The organism is Microcoleus sp. D3_18a_C4 (assembly GCF_036702415.1).
Classification (GTDB): Bacteria; Cyanobacteriota; Cyanobacteriia; order Cyanobacteriales; family Microcoleaceae; genus Microcoleus.
On the sequence record NZ_JAUBTI010000007.1, the window covers coordinates 109,235 to 132,298 of the forward strand.

Consider the following 23,064-nt stretch of genomic DNA (forward strand, 5'->3'; position numbering starts at 1 on the left):
GTTTGTTTGAGACGATTATGGTTGGTGGAACCCGCCCCTACGAAACCATATTTTGTAGGGGCGGGTTCCACCAAAAATATCTAACAATTACCAACAATTTAGATAAACCCGCCCCCACACCGCGAATAATTCACATTAACCTGATATTTGCATTAAATTCTCAAATGTAAATGATGATTGTTTGTTGGGTGGGGGCGGGTTTTTGAGATTGTTTGTTTGAGACGATTATGGTTGGTGGAACCCGCCCCTACGAAACCATATTTTGTAGGGGCGGGTTCCACCAAAAAAATCTAACGATTACCAACAATTTAGATAAACCCGCCCCCACACCACGAATAATTCACATTAACCTGATATTTGCATTAAATTCTCAAATGTAAATGATGATTGTTTGTTGGGTGGGGGCGGGTTTTTGAGATTGTTTGTTTGAGACGATTATGGTTGGTGGAACCCGCCCCTACGAAACCATATTTTGTAGGGGCGGGTTCCACCAAAAAAATCTAACAATTACCAACAATTTAGATAAACCCGCCCCCACACCACGAATAATTCACTTTGCTTTTTTCTGAGCAGCCGCATAATGCTCACTCATCAACTGATTAACTTCTGGATTGTAAATCCGCAGATAATTCCAGTAATTCTCAAACACCGATTTCACGTATCCTTTCGTTTCAGGAAACGGAATCTTTTCCGCAAAAGCATCCGGATCACTAAAACTAAACCTCTTCAACCAATCTGCTACTGCATTTGGCCCGGCATTGTAACTCGCCACAGCTAACATCGAGTTATTCTTGTACTCGTCGTGAGTGTGATCCAAATACCACGTACCGAGTTTAACGTTGTCGTCCACATTCTCCAATGAATACTTTTTGAGGCTGATTTGTTGAGCAACCCAAGCTGCTGTTTCCGGCATTACTTGCATTAAACCGGTGGCGCCAACTGATGATTTTATGGCGGGCATAAAGCGCGATTCTTGGCGGATTAATGCTGTTACTAATACTGGATTTATTTTGCGATCTTGCGACCATTTGACAATGGTTTCTAAGTAAGGAAAAGGATAAAGTGCTTGCCAATAAATCGGTTGCTGTCTGAGTTCCAGGTATTGGGTTCTATCATCGGGTTTATCGCGCTGCCGCAAACTCCCAACCATCCACAAACCGTCTAAATTGTCTCCGACTGCTACTCGCATTAAACCGTCGGTAAACTGTTCGGCAATACTTGGTTCTACGCGGTCGATAAATTCTACTTGCCACAGCGTCCAAGCATCTCTATCTTGACCTAATTGATAGAGCTCTTTCAACGCAGGAGAACCGGCGGTTGGTTCGGGGCGCTGAGGCGGCCGCACTACATTGGGAGACAAATCTCGGACTGTGGTAAAGTCGCCTACGGGCCAGCCGAGAAGTACAGCCGATCGCCACGCAAAATATGATTCTGGATAGCGTAAGATCGTGTAGTCAAATGCAGTCTTAGCGTCTTGTTGGCGGCCGAGTTGCTGTGCCCATTTCCCGACCCAAAATGCTGCTTCTGGAGCTTGTTCGCTGTCGGGATTGTGGGTGGTTAATTCTCTCGCCCACTGCCAAGCTGATTTTAAATCTCCGCCTTTGGCAAACTGCTGGGCGATCGTCCACCGCAATTCGCCTGCTTTATCAGAATTATTGTATTTTGTCAATAGCAACTTGCGGGTATCTGAGGCGGATTGACCGCTGCCTGCTTTGTCGAGAAGTTGGGATTTATCTAACAAAGCTTCGGGGGCATAATTGGGGAATTTGCTAATAACTCGATCGAGCAAAACGATCGCTTCTTTGGGTTCGCTCAGCCGCGACAGGCGAATTAAACCCAAACCAGTATCTTCGGCATCGGGAAACTCGCGCACTAATTCTTGATAGGCAATTCTCGATTCCGGGATTTTTCCGTCTAGCCACAAACCGCGAGCTTTGCGGTAAAGATTTTTGGCGTTGCGGGGAGCTTTCCCGTAAGCAATAGCTCCTTTGCCGTAATTTTGTTTTTCCCAATAGCCAAAGGCAATTTCTTCCCAATCTTCCGGTTTCAAAGAGGCGCTGTTTCGCTGCACCAGTTGTTCCAAAATTGTCCCGTAATCTTTGACATAATGACCGTGTTTTGCTACGAGCAGCATCAACTTCGGCTGATTGGGATTTTCTTTTAACTTGCGGAGGGCAATTTCTACGCTGCGGGGATGACCAGGAAATTCAGTAATTGCCTGTTGCCAATATTCCGGTTTTGACTGGCCTAAAACATATAAAGCTTCTGCTGCTACCGGGTCGTTCGGATAGTTTTTGAGCAGTTCCTGCCAAGCTTTTTGAGTTTTGCCTTTGTCGCCGCTTAATTGGTAAGCTTGCGCCCTTTTTAGGGCAATGTGAGCAGCTAAAACCGGATATTCTTGCTCTAATTTGTCCAATAATTTTAATGCTTTGGCCGCATTTCCTTGCTGGATTAAATCGCTGGCAAGCAGGTAGCGGGCGCGGCTTTGAGGGGAGATTGGCTGCTGCGGGTTCGTACTTGCAGACTGACTAGCTGCGAGTTCAACTAATTTCGCCGATCGCTCGCTCGGTGACAGCGACACCAGCATCTTGACTTCCGATTCGGAATTCGCTGCATTCTGGGGCTGCTGAGCCTTCTGGACCGAGCCAAAACCCATCCATTTCATCGCAGCAACCAAAGAGCCGATCGCAATAACGCAAACTGAAACGCTGATTAAAACAGAAAATCGGGCCCGGCGTCGTTTTAGCATGGGAAAATTTAAGAGAATAAGATATAGAGAACCGATCGTTTGTCAAGAGCCATCAGAGGCAGGATGGGTGTTCTACGCCATCACAGGCAGGATGCCTGTTCAAGGAGAAATAAATGTTAATAGTGGGGCAAAAACGGACAGCCGACCCCCAAACAGATGATTGAGATTGGTGGAAGATCCGATCGCAGGCGGACTTGGCTGATATAGTAGCAGAATTTATTTCGATGCGGAGCGGAGAATTTGTGCGATCGATCTATTTCCCCGCACCAAGAAAAAAGCCCAAACCACCCAGTACAAAGTACAATCAAAAATCTAAAATCTAAAGTGTAAATCAAAACATGGAATTTCTAGTCACCGATACGCCCCGCTCTGTTTGGACAGGAGACGCCCTGGCAATTGGTCTATTTGAGGACGGCTTGGAACTCACCGGCGAGCTGGCACAATTAGATGAAAAGCTTGCAGGCACTTTGAAAGAGCTGCTACTGGAAGTAGATTTTAAGGGCAAAGTGGGCACAAGCGCCATCACCCGCGTCGGCGGCAATAATCCCATTCGCAAAATTGCGATCGTCGGTTTGGGCAAAACAGAGGACTTAAAATTAGACACCGTGCGGCAAGCTGCGGGCGTTTGCGCCAAGTTAGCCAAAAAAGAGAAATGCAAAACCCTCGGAATTAGCTTTCCGGTGTGGAAAAACGCGCCGGATTCTACAGCAAGCGCCATCGCCGAAGGTGTAGAACTCTCCCTGAATCAAGACAACCGTTTCAAATCGGAAAAGGAAGACAAAAGCCCGCAACTCGAACAAATTCATTTGCTCGGTTTTGCCGGTACCGAAAGTGCGATCGCCCGCGCCCGCCAAATCACTGCCGGAGTCATTTTAGCACGGGAATTAGTCGCAGCGCCGGCAAATTTTGTCACCCCGATTACAATGGCAGAAACCGCTCAAAGTCTAGCTGCCGAATGCGGTTTAGAATTAGAAATATTGGAGCGGGAAGACTGCGAAAAACTCGGCATGGGAGCCTTTCTCGGCGTTGCCCTAGCATCGGATTTACCGCCTAAATTCATCCACTTAACTTACAAACCAGAAGGCACACCGCGCCGCAAAATAGCAATTGTGGGCAAAGGATTGACCTTTGATTCTGGCGGTTTGAACATCAAAGGTGCGGGCAGCGGCATTGAAATGATGAAAGTAGATATGGGCGGCGCTGCGGCTACTTTCGGAGCGGCAAAGGCAATCGGACACATCAAACCCGATGTGGAAGTTCACTTTATCAGCGCCGTCACTGAAAACATGATCAGCGGCCGCGCCATGCGCCCAGGAGACATCCTCACAGCTTCCAACGGCAAAACAATTGAAGTCAACAATACCGACGCTGAAGGTCGTTTAACCCTGGCTGATGCTTTGGTATTTGCTGATAAATTGGGAGTTGACGCAATTGTAGATTTAGCAACTCTAACCGGGGCCTGCGTAATTGCTTTAGGCGACGATATCGCGGGTTTGTGGAGTCCTCAAGATAGCGTCGCCGGCGAAATAGTCGCCGCCTCAGAATTGGCCGGCGAAAAATTTTGGCGAATGCCGATGGAAGAAAAATATTTTGAAGGCTTGAAAGCATTGCACGCCGACATGAAAAACACAGGCCCGCGTCCCGGCGGTTCGATTACGGCGGCGCTATTTTTGAAGCAGTTTGTAAAGGATACTGCTTGGGCGCATTTAGATATTGCCGGCCCGGTTTGGACTGACAAAGAAAATGGCTACAATGGCCCTGGCGCTACCGGTTTTGGAGTTCGCACTTTGGTGCATTGGGCGCTGGGCGGTGCTTAATTGTGGATTGCCAGCGGAAAAATTGAGATTTTCTCTGCCTTAAAAGTCTGCTAGTCCATCTGTGAGCCAGGGGTTAAAAACCCCTGGCTCACTGCTTAAGTCATCTAAAAGAAAATTTAATAGCGATCATTAACAATTTAAATGTTTCGGAAGCAATAAGTAGGCGAACCTATGTATTCCGTCACAGGGAGCAACGTCAGCGTTGCTAGCCGTGACCCTCCCCATTGCTCATACTTGGGCAAAGCTTCCTTCCCAGGGCCCCACCTCGACAGTTTTGACATTTCCTGAAAAAATAGCTGTTTCATAAAAAATGAAAAAAGTATATAATTATGTAAATATTTCACTAGCCGAAATCAAATAATTAGATTTGCTCAGATTTGCATTGGTACAGATAATTTTTTCTTGAACTTTATGCAAGAACAATTAACAATTTTTTTTTCAACACTTGCTTTATCTTCTACACTAGCCTCCAACGTGGTGCCGGAGTTGCGACTGTACGCTGTTTTTGACTCGCTGACGGCACTGGCTTATTGCTCGATCGCCCTATCTTTAGTTTTTTTTACCCGCCAAGGTTCTCACCGCAAGATTTTCCGGCTGTTTGCGGTTGTTTTTTTTGCCTGGGGCGCTGCTAAATTGACGGAAGTTTGGACGCTTTGGCATTCCATATATTGGCTGTCGGTAACTCTCAAAGCTACAAGTGCTTTGATTTCTTGGCTTTTAGCCGCAATCGCCCTCGCCCTCATGCCAAAAGCACTTGCCGAGTCTGGTTTAAATCAAAAAGAAAAATTTCCACAAATCTCGTTAAAACAGTTAGAACAAAATCAGCCCCAACATGATATCGAGAAAGGAGAATTGGCAAAACAATCGATCGATCTTTACCCTTCAGATACTATTGTCGATCGCACTTTAGCTCTTAATTCGCTTAACCAACAGTTAGAAAAAGAAATTGCCGATCGCCACCGGGTTGAGGAAAAGTTGCAACTGACTCAATTTGCGATCGACCGATCGGCAGATGCGATATTCTGGATCGGGCCCGACGGTAAATTTTTGTACGTCAACGACGCTGCTTGCACTTCATTGGGATATTCTGAAGCAGAATTGCTCTCGATGACGGTGCACGACATCAATCCAGATTTTCCCCAAACTGCTTGGAGTTTGCACTGGAAAGTCTTAAAACGCTGCGGTTCGGTTAATATTGAAGTTCACCACCTCACTAAGTACGGTCGCATTTTTCCGGTAGAAATTACGATCGACCATTTGGAATTTAACGGCAAAGAATATCAGTGCGCGTTTGCTCGCGACATTAGCGAACGCAAGCGGATTGAGGCAGCTTTGCGAGAAAGAGAAGAAGAATTTAGGTCATTAGTTTCTAACATTCCCGGTGCGGTTTATCGGTGCAGTGCTGCAGGGCGATCGATCCTAACTTTTATCAGTAATGGCATAGAAGCTATTTCCGGCTATCCTGCTGCTAACTTTATGCAAAAACCGGTGCAGGCTTTTCCGAGTATAGTTCATCCCGATGACGTTGAGCAGATCGAGACAATTATCGCTCAAGCTATTAAGACAAAACAACCTTACATCATCGAATATCGCCTAATTCACTGCGACGGAAATGTGCGGTGGGTTGTAGAGAAAGGTCAAGCCATTTTCAACGCAGACGGTAAAGTTTTATCCCTCAACGGCGCCATTTTTGACATAACAGAGCGCAAAGCAGCGGAGGATGCTTTGCGGCTCTCCGAGGCGATCGCCAACAACAGAGCCCAGCAGCTAGAAATCGCTCTCAAAGAACTTCGAGAAACTCAAGCTCACCTAATTCATACCGAAAAAATGTCAAGTCTCGGTCAAATGGTAGCGGGAGTAGCTCACGAAATTAATAACCCTGTCAGTTTTATCTACGGCAATATTTCCTACGCCAGCCAATATATCCGAGATTTGTTGCAGCTTGTGGAACTTTACCAAAAACACTATCCTCAGCCCGTGGTAGAAGTTCAAGAATGTATTGACAATATCGATTTAGAATTTCTGAGAGAAGATTTACTCAAAATATTATCTTCGATGAAAATGGGAGCCGATCGCATTCGCGAAATAGTTCTGAGCTTGCGAAATTTCTCGCGTTTAGACGACTCGGTAAAAAAGCCTACCAACCTTCACGAAGGCATAGACAATACGCTCCTAATTTTGCACAACAAACTGCGCGCCAGAGGCGACTATCCCGAAATTCAAATAATCAAAAATTATGGTAAAATCCCTTTAATTGAATGTTATGCAGGTCAGCTAAATCAGGTATTTATGAACCTGCTTAGCAACAGTATTGACGCCTTGGAAGATGCTTGCAACCAAAAAAGGCGAGCGGCAGCCGTCGGCGACGATTGGAAACCAACTATTAGCATTCGCACAGAAGCCCTGAACGAAAATAGTATTTGCATCCGCATTTCCGATAATGCGATCGGCATGACAGAAGACGTGCGTAGCCGATTATTTGACCCGTTTTTCACGACAAAACCGATGGGAAAAGGCACTGGTTTGGGGTTAGCCATCAGTTACCGAATTGTCGCGGAAAAACACGCCGGAGCCTTGATCTGCCGTTCCACCGTAGGAGAAGGTACGGAATTTGCGATCGAGATTCCTTTATGAATTAGTGCGACGGAAGAATCAAGAATTTGGCAAAAGTTATCGCTCCCTATAAATTGTAAAGTGGGGTGTAAAAAACTTTTAAGTTTCAAGAAAAATCCCCAAATTGGCTATAATATCAAATCCGGTAGCATCGGAATTATTCATCTCTGTATTCTCTCCCTCTGCGTTCTCTGCGCCCTCTGCGGTTAAATCATTCCGATGCAACCGGAAACGATATAAATTACCAAGGTAATGCTCAACATGGCAGTGAAATTATAAATTCTGTACCTCTACCTAAAGTTGAGTTGACTTCGAGCATACCAGAGTGTTTCTCAACTACAATCTGCCGTGCGATCGCCAAACCCAACCCCGTGCCTTTACCCACACCTTTAGTTGTAAATAAGTGGTCAAAAATATGACCTTTTATCTCATCTGCTATCCCTGGGCCGTTGTCAGAAATGCGAATCGTTACCCATTCCTTAGACTGTCTTTCTGTGCGAATCGTGATGCAATGGGCTGGGGCTTTAATCTTCTCTAAACTCGGTTCCCGATTTGATTCTTCCAGTGCATCAATGGCATTGGCCAATATATTCATAAACACCTGATTTAATTGTCCGGGGAAGCAATCAACTGATGGCAAGTTCCCGTACTCTTTCACAACTTCAATCGCGGGACGCTGTTCGTTCGCTTTCAATCTGTGTTTGAGAATCAAAATCGTACTGTTAATTCCGTCATGAATATTGAAAGGAACTTTGTAATCTTTGTCGGCGCGGGAGAAGGTACGAAGACTGGTGCTGATACCTTGAATGCGATCGCACCCGACTTGCATCGAATTCAACATTTTGGGTAAATCTTCTAAGAGATATTCGATATCGCTCTCTTCAGCTTTTTCTTCAATCTCCTCACCCGGACTGGGAAATTTTTCTTGATAGAGTTGCAAGTATTCTGTAATATCTTTGACGGCGGCGATCGCTTCATGAATATTGCCAGAAATAAATCCGACGGGATTATTAATTTCATGGGCAACCCCGGCCACTAAATTCCCCAACGCCGACATTTTTTCGCTCTGCACTAATTGCAGTTGTGATTGTTCCACCTGGTGGGCGTAGTCCTGCGCTTGCTGATACAATCGCGCATTTTCTAAGGAAATGGCAGCCTGAGTGCAGAGGAAGTTGAGGATGAGGAGACGATCGCGAGTAAACACTCCTTTTGTCGAGCTATGTTCGAGATAGAGTATCGCAACTAAGCTCCCGCGATCGAGAATCGGAGTACATAGCATACTCTGAGAGTGATACTGGAGCGTACAGTCATTCATTAAACCGGGAATATCGGTCTTGCCACCTTCAATAACCACAGTTTCCAGGGTGTGTTTGACATAATAAACCAGCTTGAGGGGAATCACCACCGAGCCATCTAGAGGTTGGGTTTGCAGCAGGGTTGTGGGTAACTCGTTATCTGGATTGATGTGAGTTATTGCCCGGATTTGCCATTCATCCCGATTGGGGAGTAGCAAAGCACAAGTTTCGGCCCCAGAAGTTTTCAAAATAATTTGGTTGAGGGTGTCGAGCAATTCATCAATCTGAATTTTACTGGATAAAGCTTGAGCAGCTTGCACAATAGATGCGAAATCCAGGGCATCGGAAATACTGGTGCTGCTATTACTGGAAGTCTGCGAAGAGTGGCTAATCGTTGCCAGCGTCTCTAGAGGATTAAAGCGAAGTTTTGGCTGATTCAGGATAGGCTGAAGTAATTGGCGATAGCGTTGTTCTAAGTCTTCAACCTTGGCTAGTGCTCCCCAACGGGCATAACAGTAATATGCCTCCTGCATATAGCTTGCAGCAACTTTTTCTTTGCCCCAGTCAAGGTAGAACTTGGCAGCTAATTCGTTGGCGAGGGCTTCTTCTTGAAGATATGCGTTTTCTTTGGCTCCTGCGATCGCCAGGTCATAGAATTCTATGGCTTCTGTTTTTTGATGGAAAACGCGATGTTTTTCAGCTTCAACTAAATAGTATTTATGGTCGTAGTTCATCGGAGCGTGCTGCATCCAAAGCTGCATTTTTTCCTGATTGGCATCAACCTGACTTAGGTAGTGCGATCGCTCTTCCGAATCGACGTTAGAATAGTTCGCCAGCAGTGCCAGCGATTGGTATAAGTGCAGGGTGACAAAATATTCAGCGCCTGCGCCTGCGCCAGAGTGTTTGACTCCATTAGCGGCACTATCAACTGCTCGGTCGAACTCTTCCAACAAATAGAACAAAATTGTCTTGGCTAAATAGCCCATAAACAGGGCGTAGTGGCTGTTCTCGGCATGGAGGCGGGGAAACATAGTTGATTCATCAAAACTCTCACCCATTAACTTGAGTGGATTTGCTGCCTTCCCCAACAGATTTAACAACAGTTGATGCCATATCTGAGACAAACAGATGGCGTGTTCCTGTTTCAACTTCAACAACAAGTCTTGGTATTTTACCTGTTCTTGTTCAAGCGTTTCCAAGTTTTCTCCTACCAAGAATTTGTAGAAGCAGTAGTTGGTGGCACAGTAGCCAGCATATTCGTTGTTTCCGCTTTCCAGACCGCTCTGGAAGCCCTCAACGAGGGGAGATAGGCTTTCTCGTACAGGCTCCTTCCAGTGCTGGATGAAGGAATAGAACATATTGTAGGTGACGACTTTGTTATCCCTAGCATCAAGCAGTTGCAGCCCCAGTCGCCCTGCCTGATATCCGAGATCGATATTGCCAAGCCCGCCACACAGCAGGGTGCCGTACCAGGCATAGGTACTTGATGCCAGCGGAGAGTAACCGTATTTGATACACAGTTTCACTTGTGTCAGGACTACTGGCAGCAGAATTTGCGGTCTACCTGCGAAAACGGAAGTCAAACTGGCTTGAAGAATCCGCATGGCTGCTAGTTGTGCCCGATCGGTCATTATCGGGTAATCTTCCAGCTCTTCTATAGCGGGCAGTTCCACCAAAAAGTCCTGCTCGTTCAGATTAACGGGGTAGCCTAGTAGTTCTAATGCGTGCAATCCCGTGTCAATGGCATCGTTAAATTGGTGTTGCGCGATGTGAACTTGCATCTTGAGTTCGTAAGCTGGGATGCGATCGAGCAGCGTTTTTCCCTCCTGCAACACCAATTCAAATAAAGTATTGGCGGCAGCGAAATTGATATTGAGATATTGGGCCTCTGCCGCTTCTACAAAGATGTCTAGGGTCAAATCATACTGAGTTTCCCAGCGATCGCCTGAGAGCAAATCCATCGCCATACTTAGGTATTTCACTGCTGCTGCATAAGCTGTGGAGGCTTTTGCTTTCCGTCCTGCCGTCAAGTTCAACCGCGCTAGTTCTTCGAGTTCCGCTGGTTGAAAAATTAACTCCCATCCTATATTCAATTGGTTGACAATAGCAAAAATCTGCTCTTCCCGTTCTTGAATTGGGGTATTTTGGAGCAACAGTTGCCCGATTTTCAGGTGAGTTGCCTGTTTTTGGTCAGCAGCAATTAAAGAATAAGCAGCTTGCTGGACGCGATCGTGCAGGAATTTGTAATTGGCATTAGCAGCAATTTGGTTGACAGTGGCGATATCGTCACTTTGGGTGAAGAATTTATAGACTTCGGTGGTGGGGATAAGCAAGCCTTCTTGCAGGGCTTTCCACAAATCAGCCGCCGTTTCTTCGGGTGATTTTTCTGAAACGATCGCTAAAGTATCTAAATCAAACTGCGCTCCAATACAAGCCGCCAACTTCAGTACAGCCTGAGTTGCGATCGGTAGCTTCTGCAATTGCAGTGCCATAAACTCTACCACATCATCAGTGATAGCTAAAGCTTTGACTTGAGCAATATCGCATTGCCAATACCGTATATTCTCATCAAAGGTAATCAGGCGATCGTCATGTAATGCTTTGAGGAACTGGGTGGCAAAGAAGGGATTACCCTTAGTTTTTTGATACACCAATTCTGTCAAAGGTTGAGCCAGAGGCAAATCGCAAATCAGCGTATGTGCCACCAACTGATTCATATCCGCTAAACCTAACGGTTGCAGCGTAATAGTATTCACCGTCGCTCCAGCTTTGACAATCTCATCCACCGTCAAGATAAACGGGTGAACGGGGGAGACTTCATTATCTCGATAAGCACCCAACACCAATAAATGCCCCGTATCCTCCATCAACAGTTGTAATAACTTCAAAGATGCGCCATCCGCCCACTGTAGATCGTCCAAAAACATCACTAAGGGATGTTCGGCTGTGGTAAAGACTTGCACAAATTTCTGCATTAGCAGATTGAAGCGATTCTGTGCAGCACTTCCCGACAATTCTGGTGCAGGAGGTTGAATGCCAATGATGCGTTCTAATTCAGGAATTACCTCGATCAAGACTTGCCCATTGTCTCCAACTGCTGACAAAATCTTGGTTTTCCAAGTTTGTAACTGAGCGTCCGATTCTGATAGCAACTGCCCCATCAAATCCCGAAATGCTTGCACAAAAGCCGAAAAGGGAATATTACGCTGAAATTGGTCGTATTTGCCTTTAATAAAATAACCGCGTTGACGAACGATCGGCTTATGAACTTCATTCACCACTGCCGTTTTGCCAATGCCAGAAAAACCTGCCACTAGCATCATTTCTGTATTGCCTGCGCTGACTCGTTCAAATGCCGCTAATAGATTAGCAACTTCAGTTTCTCTGCCATATAGCTTTTCGGGGATGAGGAAACGGTCTGTAATATCCCGCGTTCCTAATACAAACGTCTCAATGTTACCCGTTTCTTGTAATTGAGCCAGACAATTTTCTAAATCGTGTTTCAATCCCAAGGCACTTTGATAGCGTTTTTCGGCATTTTTTGCCATCAGCTTCATGGCAATATCCGAAACCACCTGCGGGATTTCTTTGCTGTTTATTGAAGGAGGTTGTTTGGCAATATGGCAGTGAACCAACTCCATCGGGTCGTCACATTCAAATGGCAGTTTTCCTGTCAGCAGTTCGTAAAAGGTGGCTCCCAGAGAATAAAAGTCGGTGCGATAGTCTATGCCTCGGTTCATTCGTCCAGTTTGTTCGGGAGAAATATAGGCGAGGGTTCCTTCTAAAACGTTGGGATTTTGAATTTCTTGAGTTTCTCTCGGAAGTAGGGAGGCGATGCTAAAGTCAATCAGTTTGACTTGTTTAGTTTCGGGATGTATTAGGACGTTCGCTGGCTTAATATCTTTGTGGATGACTCGATACTGATAGAGTCCATGAAGAATGTCAGTTATTTGAATGGCAATTTCCAATATTTCTGCCAGAGTCAGCGAGTGCTCTTGGGCGTACTCTCGCAGAGAAATACCGCCAAAATCCTCCATTACTAGGGCATAGCTGTGGCGATAGGACTCCAAATTGTAGGGTTCAACTACTCCAGGCAGACGTAGGTTTTTGGCGATGGTATACTGGTTGCGGAATTGCAGCAGTTCGCTGAAGCTGGGATAGTCTCGATTTAATAGTTTGATGACAACCGGAAGGTGGTCTTTTTCTCGGATGGCTCGATAAACTAGGGTTCTCGAACCGCAGTATAGTTCCTCAAGCAGATGATATCCTGAAATTCGGTTCGTTAAATCCACTACTGCATTCATCTGGATTACTCCATCTCAGACATTGACTCTTGTAACTAAGTATACACATTTATTGGTCGAGTCTGAGGAAAATAGAACTGCGAAATCCCTAGCAGACAGACTCTACCGCTTTTATTCTTTTTCACTTTTGAAGAGAAAGATTGCCATCTATCAAGATAGTCTTATCCTTTCATTGGCAAGAAAATTATAAACTCCGTCCCTTCTCCCAATACAGAATTTACCTCGATTGTACCGCCGTGTTTCTCAACTACAATCTGCCGTGCGATCGCCAATCCCAACCCCGTCCCTTTCCCGACTTCTTTGGTAGTAAATAACTCATCAAAAACCTTCTGCCGCACCGTCTCACTCATGCCAATACCGTTATCTTTGATACGAATTATTGCTTTCTGCCGATCTTCCGATAATTCAGTCTTGATAATAATTTGATTAGGATTAATTTTAATTTCAGCATAACTACGTCCAGTATTTGATTCTTCTAAAGCATCGATCGCATTAGCCAACAGATTCATAAATACCTGATTTAATTGTCCTGGATAACATTCTACTTGTGGTAGATTCCCATACTCTTTGATCGCTTGAATGTCTGGACGAGTATCAGAAGCTATGAGGCGATGTTTGAGGATCATAATTGTACTATCAATACCATCGTGAATGTTGCAAGCAATGGGGCGATCGCTATCAGCACGAGAAAATGTCCGCAAGCTGGTGCTAATGTCTTTAATCCGGTTTACTCCTTCTTGCATTGAGCCAATTAACTTGGGTAAGTCTTCGCGGATGTATTCGAGGTCAATCGCATCAATTTCCTCTTGAATTGCCGCACTGAAATTAGCAGATTCTTGCTGAACTAAATCCAGCAATCCAAACAAATCTTTGATATAATCTAAAGCGGGCTGAATATTGCCATAAAGAAAGCCAACAGGGTTATTAATTTCGTGGGCAACACCAGCCACCAAGTTGCCCAGAGCAGACAATTTTTCGCGTTGAATGATTTGGAGCTGAGCTGCTCGTAATTCAGCAGCTTTTTGAGCCACTTGCTGTTCTAAATTTTGAGTCAAGAGACGCAACTGTAAATGAGTTTTCACTCGCGCTAACACTTCTTGTTCTTGGAAGGGCTTGGTAACGTAGTCTACTGCACCAAGGTTAAGCCCTTTAACTTTGTTGTCTACATCAGCCAGAGCAGTCATAAACATAACTGGAATATCGCAAGTTTTGGAATTAGCTTTAAGGCGTTGACAGGTTTCAAATCCATCAATTCCCGGCATCATTACATCCAGTAAAATCAGATCGGGCGGTCGCCGCTCAACTTGTTGCAGAGCGCGTTCGCCACTGGTAGCGATCGCCACCTTATACCCCGCATTACTCAACGCTTCTGAGATGACATCCAGATTGGTGGGGGTATCATCAACGATTAAAATTAAGCCAGTTAAACCCGTCGTCATAGTCATCCTTCAATCTTAAGTATCAGTAAGGTGTTCTTGAATCAATTGCTCGATCTTCTCTGTTTGGAATTGCTTAGCTAATTGTATGACTTCCTGAATAAAGGGCTGATAGCGCTCATCCTTTTGCCCAATTTCTGCAGCGGTTTCTGCCAGTTCTCTCAGCAGACCATCCTGTGCTAGTTCCAGTAAAATTTGCAAGTCCGCCGCCGATGGGGGAATTAGTTCTGTAGCGGATACTTTATTATCGCTTGTGCTTAACTCAGTTGCGTCATATTTCCAGATGAGTTGTAAATGCTTGGCCACCAACATCAACAACTCCTCTGCCTCAACGGGTTTGGTCAGAAAATCATCCCCTCCTGCTTCTATACTCATCTGTTGATCTATTTGCGCTACTGATGCTGACGATACAAGCACTTTCAAGTGTTTTAACTCCTGTGAGCTGCGTAATTTTTTGAGGAGTTCAAAGCCATCCATTATCGGCATCACTAAGTCAGTGATGACCAAATCCGGCAGTTTTTCTCTAGCTTTTTCTAAGCCTGCTTGACCATTCTCCGCTTCGGTAAATATGAATCCCAGCGGCTCTAGTAGGTTCACCAATACTGAGCGATTTTCCCAGCGGTCATCCACAATTAGAATATGACGCGATGCACCTTCATAGCCGATGATGGTGCGTCCGTCTTTGACTGAACTTTTTTGTGCCCAGTCTGTGGCGATTGGCAGTGCTACCTCAAAGTAGAAGGTGCTGCCTACCCCAAGCTGACTCTCAACTTGAATTTCTCCGCCCATTAATTGCACAATTCTTTGGCTGATGGCTAAACCTAAGCCTGTGCCTTCCGATTGGCGTTTGCGATCGCCTACTTGTTCAAAGGCTTGGAATAGTTTGTTTACTTGGTCAGATGCGATGCCGACTCCTGTATCTATCACTTGGAATTTGAGCCGAGGCAATGGCATAGTGGCATTTGGTTCTATCGCTTCTACTTTGAGGGTGATGCTGCCTTTGTCGGTGAATTTAATTGCATTTCCTAGGAGATTGAGCAGCACTTGGCGAAGTCGTTTTTCGTCAGTTTCAATCCCTGTGGGTAAGTTGGGATCTGGTTGATAAATGAAATTGATCCCTTTTTGGTCAGAACGCACTCGACAGATTTCTACTACTCCTTGCAGGAAGGATGGTAAATGAATGGCTTTGGGGGTAAGTTCGAGTTTACGGGCTTCGATTTTGGAGAGGTCTAAAATGTCGTTGATTAATGTCAGTAAGTGAGAGCCGCACTGGTGAATAATATTCACACCGTGACGTTCTTTCTCGGGGATAACTTTGGAGCGGCCCAGAATTTGGGCATAACCGAGAATCCCGTTGAGAGGTGTGCGGAGTTCGTGGCTCATGTTAGCTAAAAATTCGCTTTTAGCTTGGTTGGCCGCATTGGCATAGTCCTTTTTTGCCTCCAAATCGCGATAAGATTCTGCTAACTTGACAGTCATGCGGTTGAACTCGCTGGCTAATTGCTCGACTTCATCACCAGTCTGGATGTCTAATCTGTAGTCCAGATTACCCTCTCTAATTGTCGCTACTCCTGCCTGAAGTTTTTTGATAGACCAGACAGCAGGCAATAGAATTAAGAAAAACTGCCCCGTAAGAATTAGCAAAGTAAAAACAAGGATTCCCCACTTGACGATTTCCTCGGTTTGATTGAGATTTTCCCCTTCTTTAACGGCTTGTTTTTGCTGTTCTTGAAAAATTTTAATAATCTTAGAAGTAAAAAAATTAATGTCTCTGTTAAAAGTGTTGATAGATCTATAGTCTTCCTTAACCTCTGCTAGAGGTCGAATCTTTTGGGCAATAACCGATTGACTAATTTCGGTAGCCAACCGATCAAAAGTTTGATATCGACGATACACAATATCTAATTCTTTAGTGGCGGGACTGATTTTTTGCATTTCATCTAATATAGATAAAAATTGTTCCTTCTCCGTTTCATATTCGGCAATTTTGACTTGAGGATTTTCTAGCACTAACAAATCTTTTAATGTAATAATTTGACGCGCTAAGAGAGAATCTATAGTTTGAGCATTCCCCATCAACTTCAGGCTTTTATAATGTGCCTTTTCTACCACATTACGTGCGCGTCCCAGCACTATGTTACTCATTCCTAGGGCAATGACAATCATCCCTAAAGTTATTACCGAAGAACCAAAAAATTTTTGCCAAATTTTCATTTTTTATTACCCAATTTTTCCTCTAATTGTTTTTTGACTTGCTTGACCTGATAATAGTCCGAGTCTTGCACTAGGGTATATCCATTAGAAGGAGTACTATTAAGATTCAGCATTCCAACAGGGGCGCTGAGAAATGCCTCTTTCAATTCATCAATAAGCTGGGGAGATAGTTTCTGAGAAACAACAATAGGAGATTCGGGAATTGGTTCCGATTCCCAAATGATCTGATAAGAATCATTAATTGTGCCAGCTTCTTTAGTTTGATTATAAACGTCTAAATTAATGGCTATGGCATCAACTTTCCCATCTAGCAGCGCAGCTAAGGTGTTCTCTTGACTTTTAAAGAACTGAACCGAGGCAAAATCGGTATCAAAGGTGAAACCTAGACCTAACAAGTGAACTACAGCAAACATATAGCCTGATGTTGATAGTTTACTGACAAAGCCAAGCCGCTTGCCCTTAAGATCGTCGAGGGTTTTGATCCCATTCGCAGAATTAGCGACAATAGCTGATTTATACCAAGGCCGGCCCGTACTTTTATTGATATGGGCAACGATCGGCTCGATTTGCGGATTCCGTTGCTTTGCCTCAATATAAGAGAGTGGCCCTAATACGGCGACTTGCACCTTTTCTTCTACCAAGAGGTCAACTGTACGATTGTAGTCTTTGATCCCTTGGATAGATACAGGTCGTTTCAGGGTTTTAGTTAGGTATTCAGTTAAAGTTCGTAGTTGTTCCTGTTGCTGTTTGTCATTCCTTGAAGGGATAGATGCGATCGTTAAAGTTGAGGGCAGGCTTTCAGCGCTAACTTGGCTAGTTGCCGTTGGCTGAGGCTTATTGTTAATAGAAGTTTTAGTAGTGCAACCTGTACTAATCACTATTAATGTAGGGAGGGTTAAAGCAATAATTGCAATTTTTCCCTTAATCAATGAATGGAGTTGTTGCTGTAAATATGCTTGCATAGCTGGACGCTCCTTAAATTGGATATTAATACTAATATTTGGGAGGTTTAATTAAGCGGACATTAAACATCTGGTATAATTAGTAACTTTCTCTATTGCATAGCACGTTATCAGAGTTTTGTCAAGTATAAAAACATACAATCACAGCAATTTTATCAACTTAATCTAATGTTAAGGAATTGGTAATAACTCATCTTGTGTTCGCTAGTTTTTTAAGGGTAGGACGATCGCAAACTCCGTCCCTTCTCTCAATACAGAATTTACCTCTATTGTACCGCCGTGTTTCTCAACTACAATCTGGCGGGCGATCGCCAATCCCAACCCCGTACCTTTCCCGACTTCTTTGGTAGTAAATAACTCATCAAAAATCTTCTCTCGCACGGCCTCACTCATGCCCACACCGTTATCTTTAATGCAAATTATCGCTTGTTTTTTGTCGCTCGAAATGTCGGTTTTAATGGTAATTTGATTGGCAATTTCTGCAGAATGTCGTCCTTGATTTGATTCCTCCAAAGCATCGATCGCATTACCTAACAAATTCATAAATACTTGATTCAACTGTCCGGCATAACACTCCACGGGTGGCAAATTACCATATTCCCTAATCACTTTGATTTCTGGACGAGTATCGTTAGCCTTGAGGCGATGTTTCAGGATCATAATGGTGCTATCGATGCCATCGTGGATATTGCAAGCTACGGGATAGTTAGTATCCGCACGGGAGAATGTCCGTAGACTGGTACTAATATCCCGGATGCGCTTCACGCCTTCCCGCATCGAACCTACTAATTTCGGTAAATCTTCCCGGATGTATTCCAGATCGATGTTCTCGATTTCTTCTTGAATCTCTGGATCGAGTTGTGGATATTTTTCTTCATACAAATCGAGCAAGCCAAACAAATCTTTGATATAATCTAAGGCGGGTTGAATATTACCACCCAGAAAACCAACGGGATTATTAATTTCGTGAGCAATCCCAGCCACTAAGTTTCCCAAAGCTGACATCTTTTCGCTTTGAACTATTGTTATTTGTGCCTGCTTGAGAGCTGTAAGTGCTTGTTGAGATTCTTGATACAAACGGGCATTTTCTAAGGAAATAGCAGCTTGAGAAGCCAGCAAATTTAGCACTTCAATGCGATCGCTCGTAAATGCCCCAACCGTCAGGTTATTTTCCAGATAGAAAACTCCTATCAACTGCCCCTGATTAAGAATTGGAATACAAAGAATACTGATCGGCTGGTGCTGTTCAATATAGCGATCGCTCCCAACCTGGGAACTTACCCTAGCATCAACTATTACCACAGGTTTCAAACTGCGCTTGACAGTGTTAACCAAACTAATTGCTACATCCTTACTGGATTCTAGAGGTATTGATGGTAATAGCTCAGGTTCCTGTCCCTCTGCTACAAGCGCCGCTACCTGTAAATACTGTTTTTGTTTGAGCAATAAGACACACTTAGTGGCGCCAGCATTCGCGATCGCTATTTTTAGGAGAGTAGTCAGGAGTTTATCTAGTTCAATCTCCCCAGAAATGGCTTGAGAGGCTTGCATCAGAGTAGGCAAATCTAGAAAATCAGAGTTGCTGCTAGAAGAGTGAGTAGAAGTAATCGTTCCCCGGGCGATCGTTTCCTTAAAAGAACTAAAGGATTGAGCTTGCTGAAGGATAATACCGAGTAGGCGAGGATAACGTTTTTCCAAATCGTCTATTTTGGCTTTAGCTCCCCATCGGGCATAACAATAATACGCTTCAATCATGTAGGCTTGAGCTACTTTTTCTTTGCCCCATTCCAAGTAGAATTTCGCTGCGAGTTCGTTGGCGAGGGCTTCTTCGTTGAGGAAGAGATTTTCTTGAGCTAGTCGGATGGCGCGATCGTACATTTCAAGTGCATCTGCCTTGTAACCCAAAACCCGCTGCCGTTCTGCTTCCACTAAATACCACTTATGCAGATGATTCATGGGAGCATTTTGCGCCCATTGATGCAGAGTGGTTTGATGGGTTTCCACGAGGGCAAGAGTTTCAGCTTGCTCGGTTTCGGGTTGTGTGGAAAACACTGCCAGGTACGTCAGGGCTGCATAGAAATGGAAAATGGGAACATGAGCCAATCCCGATAATGCCATCAAATACGGCTTGACTTGGCAAATATGGTTTAAGGCAGCCGGATAATTGCCGCCTAAGTAGGCAAGCAGCAGTTTGTAAATATATACAAGAGCGATCGCACTGAATTCACGATCCTGATAGTGCTTAGGAATCATCACCGTTTCATCATAGGCAGTTCCGATTAAGCAATCCGACAGAGTACGAACTTCCCTCAAGTTATGCAACATCTGCTGCTCCATACGCAAATAAGTCTGAGCAGAATATTGCTTCACCTGAGCCAAGGTAGCACTGTAGACTGCAAGTTCCGGTTCCCAAGTATCCAGTTCTACCCCACCGTAAAAGTTGATGTAGCTGTAAGTAGCTATGTTGTAGCCAGCGTTGAGAAAATCCCCAGTTTCCATGCCAGCCATAAAGCCCTCTTTCAGCGTTGGTAGCCCTGCCCTCATAGCATTTTGATGGTGCTGAATAAATGCCCCAAACATATTATGAGTAATGCACTTAAATTCTCGTGCATTTACCCGATCGAGCAAATTCAATGCCAATTTCCCAAAGCTATAGCCCGTTTTTGCCTCTCCCAAAAAGGCACTTAATACAAGTCCGTGAATCGCATAGCCCACCGTTGATGCGGGTGCATTCCCAAAGGAGAGCGATAAACTTACCATTGTGGAGCTAAGTAGGGGTACTAAGCCTGGAATTCCCTGAAGAATGGGTGCAAATAACATGGCCAATATTGGCATAGCTGCCTGAGTCTGAGGATCGCTCATCACAGGCAGATCGATTAGTTCCTCAATCTTTCTGCCGCCGAGGGAGCCCGCAAGGCTCTGTAGCGCTTTACCAATCAAGGCTTCGTCAGCTTCGGTGGGGAGTTCAACCCCCAATTGCCAGAGTGCATCTCTGGCTACTGCAATGGCTTCTAACGTCTTACTCTGTGCTGTCTGTGCGACGATTTGAATTTCGTAAATTTTGATTTTGTCTAAGATTGTCTGTGCATTCTGTAACACCCGTGCGCCCATCTGTTCCATGCCATCAAAGTCAGCATTCAAATAGGCGACTTCAGCAGCCGCAACATAGAGGTTCAGGGTTAATTCATACTGGCTTTGCCAGCAGTTGGCTGTTAGTAGATCGATGCCTGTTTGCAGATAAACTCTGGCTGCCGTGTAGGCGGTAGAATTTCTGGCTTTACAACCGGCTTCTAAGTTCAGTTTAGCTAAGGCTTCTCGTTCGCTCGCTTGGGTGATTAACTCAATTCCTCGATTCAAATGCCCGACGATATCAAACAGTTTTTCCTCTAGCTCTATTTTTGAAGAATTTTGCTGAAGTAATTGTCCGATTTTGAGATGCGTTGCTTTTTTCTGTGAATCGGGAATTAGCGAATATGCGGCTTGCTGGACGCGATCGTGTAAAAATCGATAAGTTGGATTAGCTGAAGCCTTGAAAACTTCATCACTATCCGATTCCGTAAAGAACTTATAGATTTTGGTCGTGGGAATCACCAAACCTTCCTGTAATGCTTTCCATAAAGCGGTAGCCAGCACTCCAGCAGATTTCTCACTGACAATTACTAACGTATTCAAATCAAACTGCGAGCCTATACAAGCAGCTAAGGTGAGAAGATACTGAGTTCCTTTGGGCAGCTTCTGCAATTGCAACGCCATGAATTCAACGACATCATCAGTGATAGCTAAGGCTTTCACTTGGGCAATATCACACTGCCAATGCCGAATATCCCAATTAAAACTAATTAGCTGATCGTCATGTAATGTCTTGAGAAACTGAGTTGCAAAGAAAGGATTACCCTGAGTTTTTTGATAGACTAATCTTGTCAAAGGTTGGGCAAGTGATGATTCGCCATTCAGCGTATCCGCCACCAACAAATTCATATCTAGTTCGCTTAACGGTTCCAAAGTAATTGTATTCACTGTTGCCCCCGTTTTAACTATCTCATCCACTGTTAAGATAAATGGATGCACGGGCGAAACTTCATTATCTCGATAGGCCCCCAATACTAATAAATATCCTGTATCCATCATCAATAATTGTAGCAAATTCAGGGAGACTGAATCCGCCCATTGCAAGTCATCCAAAAACATCACTAAAGGATGTTCTTTGCTCGTGAAAACTTGCACAAACTTCTGCATTAGCAGATTAAAGCGATTTTGGGCGGCACTTCCTGACAATTCTGTTGCAGGGGGTTGAGCGCCAATTATACGTTCTAACTCAGGAATCACGTCAATCAAGACTTGTCCGTTGTCTCCCACTGCTGCTAAAATCTGGGTTTTCCATGTTTGCAGTTCGGTATCAGATTCTGATAGCAATTGACCCATTAAGTCGCGGAAGGCTTGCACAAACGCACTGAAGGGAATGTTGCGTTGAAATTGATCGTATTTGCCTTTGATAAAATAACCGCGCTGACGGACAATGGGTTTATGAACTTCATTGACAACGGCGGTTTTCCCAATTCCAGAAAAACCTGCTACTAGCATCATTTCGCTGCTACCTGTGCTGACTCGCTCAAAGGCAGCTAATAGTCGATCGACTTCTTTTTCTCTACCGTAGAGCTTTTCCGGGATAGTAAAGCGATCGCTAATATCTCGTTTTCCGAGTTCAAAATCTTCTATCTTGGCTGTTTTTTGTAACTGAAATAAACACTTTTCTAAATCGTGCTTTAGTCCTAATGCACTTTGATAGCGTTTTTCTGCATTTTTCGCCATCAGCTTACTGACAATTTTCGATAAAATTATGGGAACTTCTGGATTTGTTAGATGGATCGGTATCGACTGTTGAGCGAGGTGACAATGCACCAATTTCATCGGATCATCAGAGATAAATGGCAACTGTCCTGTTAACAATTCATAAAAAGTCACACCCAGGGAATAAAAGTCACTACGATAGTCAATGCCTCGATTCATCCGTCCTGTTTGTTCGGGGGAGAGATAGGCTAATGTTCCTTCTAAGATATTAGGGTTCTGAATTTCTTGGGTTTCTCGTGGTAGGAGGGATGCAATACTAAAGTCAATTAGTTGAATTTCTTGGGTGTCTGGGTTAATGAGAATATTAGCGGGTTTAATATCTTTGTGAATGACTCGGTTTTGGTAGAGATAGTGAATAATGTCTGTTAGTTGTATGGCGAGTTGGAGAAATTCTGCTAAAGGTAAAGCTTGAGATGGTTGGGTTTCATTTGTTGCTGTTTTGAGATAAGTAGATAGGGAGACTCCGCCAAAGTCCTCCATTACTAGGGCATAGCTATTCTGGTGTACTTCCAGCGTCAGGGGTTTGACGATGTGAGGGAAGTCGAGATTTTTGGCAATGGTATATTGGTTGCGAAAATGGACGAGCTCGTTGAAGGAGGGGTATTCGTTTCGCAGCAGTTTGATGACGACTGGGTATTCGTCACGGGTACGGAGGCCTCGATAGACTAGGGTACGTGTACCTGCATAAAGTTGCTCTGTAATCTGATAACCTGACAAATTTGCGATCGCATCCATAACTCGTTTATACAACAGTTAAATTAAAACCTTCTCTTCCATTGTATTTTATTATTTGACAAAGATAGCGATCGCAAACTCTGCACCCTCG

Annotated in this window: 8 protein-coding genes; 2 read left to right on the forward strand and 6 right to left on the reverse strand. The window is 44.3% G+C overall.

All coding sequences use genetic code 11. From position 1 onward, the window contains the following. Positions 1 to 550: 550 nt before the first annotated feature. Complete coding sequence (locus QUB16_RS06020) at positions 551 to 2,749, reverse strand: transglycosylase SLT domain-containing protein (RefSeq protein ID WP_333314822.1); 2,199 nt, start codon at positions 2,747 to 2,749, stop codon at positions 551 to 553. Positions 2,750 to 3,087: 338 nt separating this feature from the next. On the opposite strand from QUB16_RS06020, the gene QUB16_RS06025 reads away from it, so the two are divergent. Beyond that, positions 3,088 to 4,566, forward strand: a complete 1,479-nt coding sequence (locus QUB16_RS06025; RefSeq protein ID WP_333314825.1) for a leucyl aminopeptidase — start codon at positions 3,088 to 3,090, stop codon at positions 4,564 to 4,566. Between the two features lie 411 nt (positions 4,567 to 4,977). Then, a complete protein-coding gene (locus QUB16_RS06030) occupies positions 4,978 to 7,200 on the forward strand; it encodes a PAS domain S-box protein (RefSeq protein WP_333314827.1) in 2,223 nt (740 codons plus the stop codon). A gap of 235 nt (positions 7,201 to 7,435) precedes the next feature. Here the strand turns inward: QUB16_RS06030 and QUB16_RS06035 are convergent, their stop codons facing one another. The 5 genes from QUB16_RS06035 to QUB16_RS06055 all read right to left on the reverse strand — a co-directional run bounded on the left by QUB16_RS06035 (position 7,436) and on the right by QUB16_RS06055 (position 22,973). After that, entirely contained in the window at positions 7,436 to 12,778 is a 5,343-nt protein-coding gene (locus QUB16_RS06035; protein ID WP_333314828.1) for an AAA family ATPase, read from the reverse strand. Positions 12,779 to 12,939: 161 nt separating this feature from the next. Further along, entirely contained in the window at positions 12,940 to 14,223 is a 1,284-nt protein-coding gene (locus QUB16_RS06040) for a response regulator (RefSeq protein ID WP_333314831.1), read from the reverse strand. A 9-nt stretch (positions 14,224 to 14,232) separates the two neighbouring features. Then, on the reverse strand, positions 14,233 to 16,428 hold the full coding sequence (locus QUB16_RS06045; RefSeq protein ID WP_333314834.1) for an ATP-binding protein: 2,196 nt from the start codon (positions 16,426 to 16,428) through the stop codon (positions 14,233 to 14,235). Next, positions 16,425 to 17,390, reverse strand: a complete 966-nt coding sequence (locus QUB16_RS06050) for a phosphate/phosphite/phosphonate ABC transporter substrate-binding protein (RefSeq protein ID WP_333314836.1) — start codon at positions 17,388 to 17,390, stop codon at positions 16,425 to 16,427. The genes QUB16_RS06045 and QUB16_RS06050 overlap by 4 nt, the downstream gene beginning before the upstream one ends. 204 nt (positions 17,391 to 17,594) lie before the next feature. Further along, complete coding sequence (locus QUB16_RS06055) at positions 17,595 to 22,973, reverse strand: AAA family ATPase (RefSeq protein WP_333314838.1); 5,379 nt, start codon at positions 22,971 to 22,973, stop codon at positions 17,595 to 17,597. Between the last annotated feature and the right edge of the window lie 91 nt (positions 22,974 to 23,064).

What these genes read in the sequence shown, in the direction of transcription:
- QUB16_RS06045 (WP_333314834.1), bottom strand. Translation starts at nt 16,428, where the DNA reads ATGAAAATTTGGCAAAAATTTTTTGGTTCTTCGGTAATAACTTTAGGG.
- QUB16_RS06055 (WP_333314838.1), bottom strand. Translation starts at nt 22,973, where the DNA reads ATGGATGCGATCGCAAATTTGTCAGGTTATCAGATTACAGAGCAACTT.
- QUB16_RS06025 (WP_333314825.1), top strand. Translation starts at nt 3,088, where the DNA reads ATGGAATTTCTAGTCACCGATACGCCCCGCTCTGTTTGGACAGGAGAC.
- QUB16_RS06035 (WP_333314828.1), bottom strand. Translation starts at nt 12,778, where the DNA reads ATGAATGCAGTAGTGGATTTAACGAACCGAATTTCAGGATATCATCTG.
- QUB16_RS06050 (WP_333314836.1), bottom strand. Translation starts at nt 17,390, where the DNA reads ATGCAAGCATATTTACAGCAACAACTCCATTCATTGATTAAGGGAAAA.
- QUB16_RS06030 (WP_333314827.1), top strand. Translation starts at nt 4,978, where the DNA reads ATGCAAGAACAATTAACAATTTTTTTTTCAACACTTGCTTTATCTTCT.
- QUB16_RS06020 (WP_333314822.1), bottom strand. Translation starts at nt 2,749, where the DNA reads ATGCTAAAACGACGCCGGGCCCGATTTTCTGTTTTAATCAGCGTTTCA.
- QUB16_RS06040 (WP_333314831.1), bottom strand. Translation starts at nt 14,223, where the DNA reads ATGACTATGACGACGGGTTTAACTGGCTTAATTTTAATCGTTGATGAT.